6 protein-coding genes are annotated in these 9,105 nt (G+C 39.0%); 5 read left to right on the plus strand and 1 reads right to left on the minus strand.

The window, feature by feature from the left end; translation table 11 throughout:
- Window positions 1-263 precede the first annotated feature (263 nt).
- The 5 genes from CWB66_RS00005 (at window position 264) to CWB66_RS00025 (ending at window position 7,562) form a co-directional block, all read left to right on the plus strand.
- On the plus strand, window positions 264-1,994 hold the full coding sequence (locus tag CWB66_RS00005; RefSeq protein ID WP_138583848.1) for a sensor histidine kinase: 1,731 nt from the start codon (window positions 264-266) through the stop codon (window positions 1,992-1,994).
- Window positions 1,987-3,351 (plus strand): sigma-54-dependent transcriptional regulator, encoded by a 1,365-nt coding sequence (locus tag CWB66_RS00010; protein ID WP_138583849.1) that lies wholly within the window; start codon window positions 1,987-1,989, stop codon window positions 3,349-3,351. The genes CWB66_RS00005 and CWB66_RS00010 overlap by 8 nt, the downstream gene beginning before the upstream one ends.
- A 176-nt stretch (window positions 3,352-3,527) precedes the next feature.
- Window positions 3,528-4,484 carry a porin gene (locus CWB66_RS00015; protein ID WP_138583850.1) on the plus strand — a complete coding sequence of 319 codons (957 nt, stop codon included), beginning with the start codon at window positions 3,528-3,530 and terminating at the stop codon, window positions 4,482-4,484.
- A gap of 8 nt (window positions 4,485-4,492) precedes the next feature.
- Window positions 4,493-5,968 carry an SLC13 family permease gene (locus tag CWB66_RS00020; protein WP_138583851.1) on the plus strand — a complete coding sequence of 492 codons (1,476 nt, stop codon included), beginning with the start codon at window positions 4,493-4,495 and terminating at the stop codon, window positions 5,966-5,968.
- 175 nt (window positions 5,969-6,143) lie between these two features.
- Window positions 6,144-7,562, plus strand: coding sequence for a coniferyl aldehyde dehydrogenase (locus CWB66_RS00025; RefSeq protein ID WP_138583852.1), 1,419 nt, complete (start codon window positions 6,144-6,146; stop codon window positions 7,560-7,562).
- Between the two features lie 112 nt (window positions 7,563-7,674).
- Here CWB66_RS00025 and CWB66_RS00030 read toward each other — a convergent pair whose 3' ends face one another.
- The gene (locus tag CWB66_RS00030; protein WP_077538754.1) at window positions 7,675-8,400 is read right to left on the minus strand and encodes a tetratricopeptide repeat protein; all 726 of its coding nucleotides are present in this window, start codon (window positions 8,398-8,400) and stop codon (window positions 7,675-7,677) included.
- Between the last annotated feature and the right edge of the window lie 705 nt (window positions 8,401-9,105).

The raw sequence follows: 9,105 nt of genomic DNA on the forward strand, positions 1-9,105 counted from the left end.
GTATTTAGGCAAGGCAGCGCCTATGTAGTGTGGTTATTCCCCATAAATAGGCGATAACGCAGCATAAATGCCAAACATGCGCTGCCCGAAGGGTTCTGCCTAGGGGCAATTTACTCTTTGTTGCTCGGTTTTTACTTAGCCCACTAGGTTACAAACCTCGCGCCGCGATTAAATCGCCCCTAGATTGAACAAATTTCAATCCACAAAGGTCAACATGCCCTAGCGTCTTAAAATTCTCTCGGTTATTCTTTTGCGAGCTGTTAATGTTTTCCTTTTCTAAAAAAATTATTAGTGTATGTATATTACTCCTACTTATATTAGTCGTTACGTTTTGGCTTGGCCGTGCTCATGATGTTGAGCAAGCAGCGCTTCAGGCCAAGCGTCAAGTAACTCAATTAAACAATTATATTGATACGGAACTTGCCCGCTTTTCTGCCATTCCTCAGTTGCTTACGCATAACGAGTCGTTGGTTAATTTTCTCAACGGTGAACAACAGCACTACAGCGCTATAAATAATTACCTTGCTGATATTCAACAAGCCAGTGGGGCATCAGATGTGTTTGTTCTGGATCCGCAAGGTGCTGTAGCGGCAAGTAGCAATTGGCAGACTGATTATTCTTTTTTAGGTAGCAATTTTGCTTTTAGGCCTTACTTTAAGCGCGCATTTGCAGGTGAAACTGTTGCTTATTTTGCATTAGGTATGCGTTCTGAGGAACGTGGTATTTATTTTTCTCAAGCTGTTTATAAACAGAGCCAAGCGATTGGTGTTGTTGTACTAAAAGTGAATGTAAATAAGTTCGAAAATGACAGAAAGCTTTTAAATACATCACAAGGTAGTCATTTTTATTTACAGTTAGCAGACGAAATTATTGCAATGTCAGATGTTGAACAATGGCGCTTAAATAGTTTTACTCAGCTAGATATTACAGCACGGCGTGATATTAAATCTCGTCGAGCCTATCTGGACCATCAACCTAAATACATCAAGCAATTTCAATTTAGTAATGAAGGCATTACACACTTTAAAATAGACAAATCATTGTATGTTACAGCAGCCATGCCTCTGCGTTATTTCAATGCCACTATGCACGTACTTGTCGATATATCTAAAATTAATGCTGCACAAGTGCCTCGCTTATTTTGGGCGTTTTTTATCTATAGCTTACTCATTATTATTGGCTATAGCTTATTAACACGTTTTGCTGGGTATAAAAAATTATTGTATTCACGGCACAGTTTAGAGCTTGAAGTGATAGAGCGAACTCAAGCTCTTGAAAAAGTACAAAGTGCCTTGGTTCAATCGGCTAAGCTTGCCACCATAGGGCAACTTAGTGCGGGTATCAATCATGAAATTAATCAGCCGCTTAGTGCAATAAATACCTACCTCGCTAGTGCTAAACGTTTATTGGGCAAAGGCAATATTTCGGCTTTAGATGAGAGTTTAACTGTTATTGCAGGGCTCGTTGAACGTGTGCACAAAATAGTTGGCCAGCTTAAGCATTTTAGTAAACCATCAGATATGCAATTAAGGCCTTATCCTTTAGCTGGCTTATTAAATAATGCATTAATGATATCAAGTGCACAATTAAAGCAAGACAACATACATGTTGATCCTCCAAGTTTTAATGAAAATATTATCGTTTGGGTAGATGCACTTAAATTTGAGCAAGTACTGGTTAATTTAATTACGAATGCGAGCCAAGCGATGATTAACGCTGCTGTTCGTAATTTAAGTTTTCAGGTGGAGAGTTTTGAAGATCGGGTAAAGTTATCCATTTTAGATTCGGGTTCTGGCATAGAGCAACATGCATTCGGGAACCTGTTTGAGCCTTTTTATAGTACTAAGTCGAGTAATGGTTTAGGGCTTGGTTTATCTATATCAAAGCAGATAATTGATTCATTTAACGGCTGCTTGAGCGCGCATAATCGGGTAGAAGGCGGAGCTGAATTTATAATCAGTCTGTCAAATAAGCAGGAAGGCAAACATGATTAATAGCTCATCGTGTAATAACATTATAGTCATTGATGATGAAGCAATGATCAGAGACTCTTTAAAGCAATTGCTAACCCTCGAGGGGTATATCGTTGAATGCTTTAATAACGCAAGTACGGCCCTTAGTAAACTTAACCGACGTTTTGCTGGGATCGTTTTGAGCGATATAAATATGCCGACTATGGACGGCCTAACACTTTTGGAGCAAATAACCGCTTTTGATAGTGAGCTTCCTGTTATCTTTTTAACAGGCTACGCTGACGTATCCATTGCTGTCAAAGCAATGCAATTAGGCGCATATGATTTATTTGAAAAACCGGTTAATGAACATCTGCTAGATTGTATTGCAAGGGCATGCGACAAACGCAGCTTAGTTATGGAAAACCGCGCATTAAAAGTTGCCGTACAAAAAACGTCAGCACCAGGTGTGCGTATATTAGGTGATACGCCTAAAATGCAAGATATGATGCACTTGCTAAACACGATTATAGATACACCAACAGATGTCATGATTGAAGGTGAGACAGGGACAGGCAAAGAGCTTGTAGCGCGTTACCTGCACGACCAAAGTAATCGCTCTAGTTGTAACTTTGTTGCTATTAATTGTGGTGCTGTACCAGAGCAATTAATAGAAAGCGAATTGTTTGGTGCAGCAAGTGGTGCATACACGGGCGCGACGCAGAGCCGAAAAGGCAAGTTTGAATATGCTCAAGGTGGTACAGTATTTTTAGATGAAATAGAAAGCACCCCAATGTCACTGCAAGTTAAGTTACTGCGCGTATTAGAAGAGCGAAAAGTGACCCCCGTAGGTGATAATAAAGCAATTGATTTAGATATAAGGATTGTGGCAGCGAGTAAAGTAAACTTACTTTCGCTAGTTGAAAACGGTCAGTTTAGGGCTGATTTATATTACAGACTGAGTTTGGTCAACGTTACTATTCCGCCATTACGCTCTCGAAAAGCCGACATATTACTTTTGTTTAAGCACTTTAGTTCTATTGCTGCTACTCGCTATCATAAACCGCCTGCAGCAATTAGTTCTGAGATACAACAGCGTTTAGTTGCATATGATTGGCCTGGCAATGTCAGAGAACTCAGAAATCAAGCAGAGCGAGCCGTATTGCTCGGTGCTGAGCTTGCCTTTGCAGAAGTCAAAACACAGCAGTTTGGTGGTTTATCTGCCGATTTGAGTTTATCCGAAAAAGTGTCTTTTTATGAGCAGTCACTCATTGAGTACGCGCTTGAGCAAAATCATGGCAGTATTAAAAACACGATGGAAACACTACAAATAGCACGAAAAACACTTTACGATAAAATGAGTAAATACAACCTCAACAGAGATATGTTTACCGATTAAAATGGGTGGATTTGGTGACACTACTCACTTTTTTAATGTGTGCTGATCCGCACGTTTTTATTAAAACTTAATAGTTTATATTATCAAGTTATTGAAATGATGAGTTTTTATATACTTGGCAGTAAAGTTGCCTTATTAGCACTACAACAAGTAGATTCTAATAATCAGGGCGCACAATGACAAAAACTACACACACTCGTATTTTATTACTATCAATTGGCTGTTTAGCCACATTTTCCCACACCGCTTTTGCTACAGATTACACTGTTTACGGTAAAGCCGAAGTGCAAATTGCCACTACTGATACGGGCATAATGCGTTATGTCAAAGAAGGTACTCAAATTGAGGCGCCATACTCACGTATAGGCATTAAAGGCGCACATAAATTAAATGAATATTTAACTGCGGTTTTTAAATATGAAGTACAAGTTAAGGGCTTTGAAGAAGATGATACACAAGAGCCATTCACTGCACGTAATACTTACTTAGGTTTAAAAGGTGCGTTTGGTGAGGTCGTTGTAGGCAGAAACGATACTCGATTTAAGTACTCAGAAGGAAAGCTTGATAATTTTAACGAAACGCAAGCAGATATAGCACAAGTTATTGCAGGGCAGGACCGACTTGGCGATACTATTAGCTATACCTCAAACTCTTGGCATAATACGCAGTTTTCTTTTACTTATGCCCCAAAAGACGATAATAAAGACAACAAAGCAGGTTACGCTGCCACATTTATTTATGGCGACCGTAATTTAAAAAATACGCCGTACTATATCTCTTTAAGTCGAGTTGATTCACTTAATAATATAAAAGCAAATCGTCTTGCTGGTGTTTATAAATTTGAACAATTACAACTAGGTGTACTATACCAGCATTCTGAATCGGTAGATGGTACTAAATCGGGTAATGGTTATGTGTTAAGTGCCAGCTATACACTTGATAAGTGGGTGCCAAAAATTCAGTTTGCGAAGGATGATTCAGCGCTTCGCCAACAGACTGATGCAACTCAATGGACTACTGGTCTCGACTATGTATTTGATAAACAAACTACCGCTTATCTACTGTATACCGATTTAGACTTGGACGAAAATACAGACAGTAGTGTTGCACTTGGCCTTAAATATAAGTTTTAGGAAAAATAATGACTCAACAAATTTTAAAAAATAACTCTCCTAAAAAGCAAAGCATGCAATGGTTTTGGTTATTGATGGGCCCAAGTATTATGTTGCTTACTTGCCTAGTGACCCCACCGGAGGGAATGTCGGTTGCAGCATTTAATACGGCAGGGTTGGCATTTTGGATGGCCTCATGGTGGGTAAGTGAAGTTGTGCCTATACCTGCTACGGCTTTGCTACCATTAGTTATTTCACCCTTAGCTGATATTGCAGCAATAAAAACGGTTGCTGCACCTTATGCACACCCTTTAATCTTTTTATTTTTAGGCGGATTTTTAATATCTATTGCAATGGAACGGTGGGGGTTACATAAACGGATAGCCCTGAGTACTATGCTTTATGCAGGTACAAAGCCTAGTTTGCAAATTTTAGCGATGATGCTAGTAACCGCATTTTTATCTATGTGGATGTCCAATACTGCAACGGCGGTAATGATGCTACCAATTGCGCTTTCAATAACTAATTTAGTTAAGCAATCAGATCCTAGCAATGAAGGGTTTGGTAAAGCATTGTTATTATCAATCGCATATGGGGCTAGTATTGGTGGCATTGCCACATTAATAGGTACACCCCCTAATGCGTTAATGGCTGCCTATTTATCTGATAGCTACCAAATTGAAATTGGCTTTGCGCAGTGGATGATTGTAGGGGTTCCTCTTGCTTTAAGTATGTTGATTATTAGCTGGGTTTGGCTTACTAAGTTTGCATATAAAGTTGATGCTAACATGAAAGCCGATCAACCAATTGATACAAAAAGGGTGTTTTTAACGCAGTTAAAAAACTTAGGAGTACTACAGCGTGCCGAAAAAGGCGTGTTATTTGTGTTTGTATTAGCAGCACTGTGTTGGATATTTAGACCTGTACTTGGCGAGATCACAGGACTGAAAATTTCTGATACCGGTATTGCGATTGCTGCAGCATTATTATTGTTTGTTTTACCCGCAAACAAGGGCAGTGACGAGCGTATTCTTGATTGGGAAAGTGCAGCTAAAGTACCGTGGGGCGTTTTATTATTATTTGGGGGAGGGCTTACACTCGCATCTCAAATTAAATCATCAGGGCTTGCTGAATTTATTGCTCACCTAATTGAAGGCGCCAGCGCTATTCCACTTGTTATGGGTGTGCTTGTTGTGGTGGCATTAATTACATTTTTAACTGAGATCACCAGCAACACAGCCACTGCTGCAGGGTTCTTACCGTTATTAGGACCCGTTGCAGAATCAATAACGGGTTCACCTCTTGTATGGGTTATTCCTGCTGCTATTGCTTGTAGTTGTGCGTTTATGATGCCCGTTGCAACCCCTCCAAACGCAATCGTATTTGGCTCAGGGCAAATACAAATGCGCGATATGATAAGGGCGGGCTTTGTACTCAATATTGTCGCCATTGTTTTAATAACACTGGTCACTATGACGATTGCAGCTCACGTATTTAAATTCTAATCGTTTCAAGTCACGTATAGCAGGGTAGTTTTGTATATTGATTGTTTAAAAATAAAACTACTCTGTGTCTATATTTTTACTCTTAAAGGAGTGCTTTAAATAAAATTAGTGTTATTGCTCGAAAAACAGAACAAGGTTATAGTCGCTAATAACTTTAAAAATCGAGCAATCTATTTTGACAACAGATACATCACAAACGATTTCTTTATTAGCTCAGTTTAATGGCTTACAAAATGCCTTTTTAGAGACACCCTATTTATCTATAAATAAACGCATTACGATTTTAAAAAAGCTACGTGCACGCGTTGTCGAGCTTGAAGAAGAGCTCGTTGATGCGGTTTCAAAAGACTTTGGTTACAGAACTGCATTTGATACGTTGCTTGGTGATATTTTGCCAACAGTGCAAGGTCTTGCTCATATAATAAAAAAGTTACCAAAATGGTCAAAGCCAAGCAATCGTGCCGTGGGTTTAAGTTTATGGCCCTCTAAAGTGAGTGTAACTTATCAACCTAAAGGGGTCGTCGGAGTTATAGCGCCGTGGAACTACCCTATTCAGTTGGCCATAGTACCTGTTATTACAGCTATTGCCGCAGGTAATAGGGTGATGTTAAAGCTAAGTGAGTTTACCCCGCATACAAATGTTGTTCTTGAAAAACTATTTAGTGATGAAATGCAAGAGCATTGTAAAGTAATTCAGGGGGGGAGCGATGTAGCAAGCGAATTTTCATCACTCCCGTTCGCCCATTTACTATTCACTGGTTCGACAGCGGTTGGTAAATTAGTAATGGCCTCAGCAAGTCGAAATTTAACGCCTGTTACGCTTGAGCTTGGTGGTAAGTCTCCAGTGATCATTACCGAGCACGCTGATATTCAAAAAGCAGCACAGGCATTGTTATTTGGAAAAATGGCTAATGCAGGGCAAATTTGTGTTGCGCCCGATTATGTATTTGTCCCTAAAGAGCTTGAGCATCAGCTTATTCAGCAATTATGCGAGCTTTATAAAAAGCATTTTAAAGACGGCGTTGAAGGTAAAAACTTAACATCGATTATTAGCGATGCACATTACAAACGTTTAGCGGGCTATTTAGCGCAAGCACAAGAACTCGGTGCAACTATTGTAAAACCGCTTGAGCAAAATCAGCAAGATGCAGAAAAGCATCGTATGGGGCTACATATAGTTACTCAAGTCACAGACGAAATGCAGCTAATGCAAGATGAGTTATTTGGTCCTATATTGCCAATAATGAGTTATAACAAACTCAGTGAGGCAATTGATTACATTAAACAACATCACCATCCATTAGCACTTTATATTTTAGGGCAAGATAAACGCGCTCAAGACTATATTATTAAGCAAACACTCAGCGGGACAGTTGCTGTTAATGACACGCTAGTGCAAGTTACGGCAGATGATGTACCGTTTGGCGGTGTTGGGCACTCAGGTATGGGGCATTACCATGGTAAAGAAGGGTTTTTAACCTTTAGCCATGCTAAAAACACATTAGTTTCTGGCTCTTTTAATCCACGGGTTGGCATGTTACTTAAGCAAAGTAAGTTACTGATCAAATTGCTTAAGTGGTTATATATTAAATAACCAGAGTGCAGGTTAAGTATTATTGCAAATTGGTAAAATCTAGAAAATAAAAAAGCTGAACGATTAGCGGCTACTAAATCGCTCAGTTCAGCTTTTATTATTTTAAAGTCGGTTAAAATAAGCGGCCTTCGCCTGCATAAGTACCCGCTAAAATTCTTGCATATATGGCGTCTGCTTTTTCTTTCGCTTCTTCAACTTCTTTAGGGAGCATTTTACGCTCATCGAGTTTGCGGCTATGGCTTGCTTGCATATTACCGTTGTACTCAGCAATAGTGTTCCAAATGTATGACTTTTCGAGATCTTTAGGCATACCTAAGCCTTCAAAATACATGAGTGCTAAATTGAATTGCGCGAGGGAATAGTTATTTGCGGCCGCTTTTTCGTACCATTTTTTTGCAAGTTCAAAATCGTGACTAACGCCATCACCGTTTGCGTACATAACACCTAGGTTAAATTGTGCTGCGGGTAAGTTTTTATTTGCTGCTTTTTCAAATAGGCTTAAAGCCATTTGCTTATCGAGCTTAACACCTTTACCTTCATCGTAAAGTACAGCTAATGCGAACATAGAATCGACATGATTCTTTTTAACACCCTGTTGATAAAGCTGCGCGGCTTTATGGTAGTCGCGTACTACGCCAAAGCCACCTTCATATAATTTCCCAAGTTCGTATATGCCAGGTGCAAAACCTTTGTCGGCTAGGTATTCAAACTCTTTTAATGCGTATTCAAATCGACCTTCGTTAGCGGCTATAATGCCCTCTTCTAATGTTGCATGGGCAAAAGGGCTTGCAAATAAAACGCCAGCAAGTATTAATGGTTTTAAATTAAACTGTGACATAGTAATGTCTCCAATTAGTAATAGTTGCAATATGTATCGATACCAATTTAATGCCATCGGCATAACTAAACGTAAATTTATTATCATGGTGCACTAATATCAATTGGCATAAGTATTTGAACAATCTAACGAATTAAAGCACCCCATAATATCGTAAAATTTTTGCCTTGTTGATAGTGCCATAATCTTATCGTTAAGTAGATCCTATCTTTAAGTCGGTCAGTATAAATGAGTGATTAAAACGTTTACATGTGGTTGCAAAAAACAATGCCTATTGTCCTGTTTACACCGGCTTAAATGTAAAGGCAAGACAATGCACTTTTCGTTTACATGTATAATATTTTATAGGTCAAAATAAGTTTTTTTGCACTGAAGAAGTGTAAGATACAGATATCACAGAAAATTTAAAGAAATAAAAAAAGCCCGTTAGGGCTTTTTTGAGTCATATCAACCGTCACTAATATGAGCAATGTAGCAAGTAATTGTGATCTTAGGTATTTATTACTTGGGTCGAGTAAGTAATAGATACGAAGCGGCACAGTCTTCTTAATTAAATATCAGCATCCTTGCTGTAATTTCTTCCCTAGGGCGTGTTGACCTTTGTGGATTGAAATTTGTTCAATCTAGAGACGATTTAATCGCGGCGCGAGGTTTGTAACCTAGCGGGCTAAGTAAAAACCGAGCAACAAAGAGTTAATCGTGCCG

Origin of the sequence: Pseudoalteromonas sp. S558 (genome assembly GCF_005886635.1) — a bacterium.
Taxonomy (GTDB): Bacteria; Pseudomonadota; Gammaproteobacteria; order Enterobacterales; family Alteromonadaceae; genus Pseudoalteromonas; species Pseudoalteromonas aliena.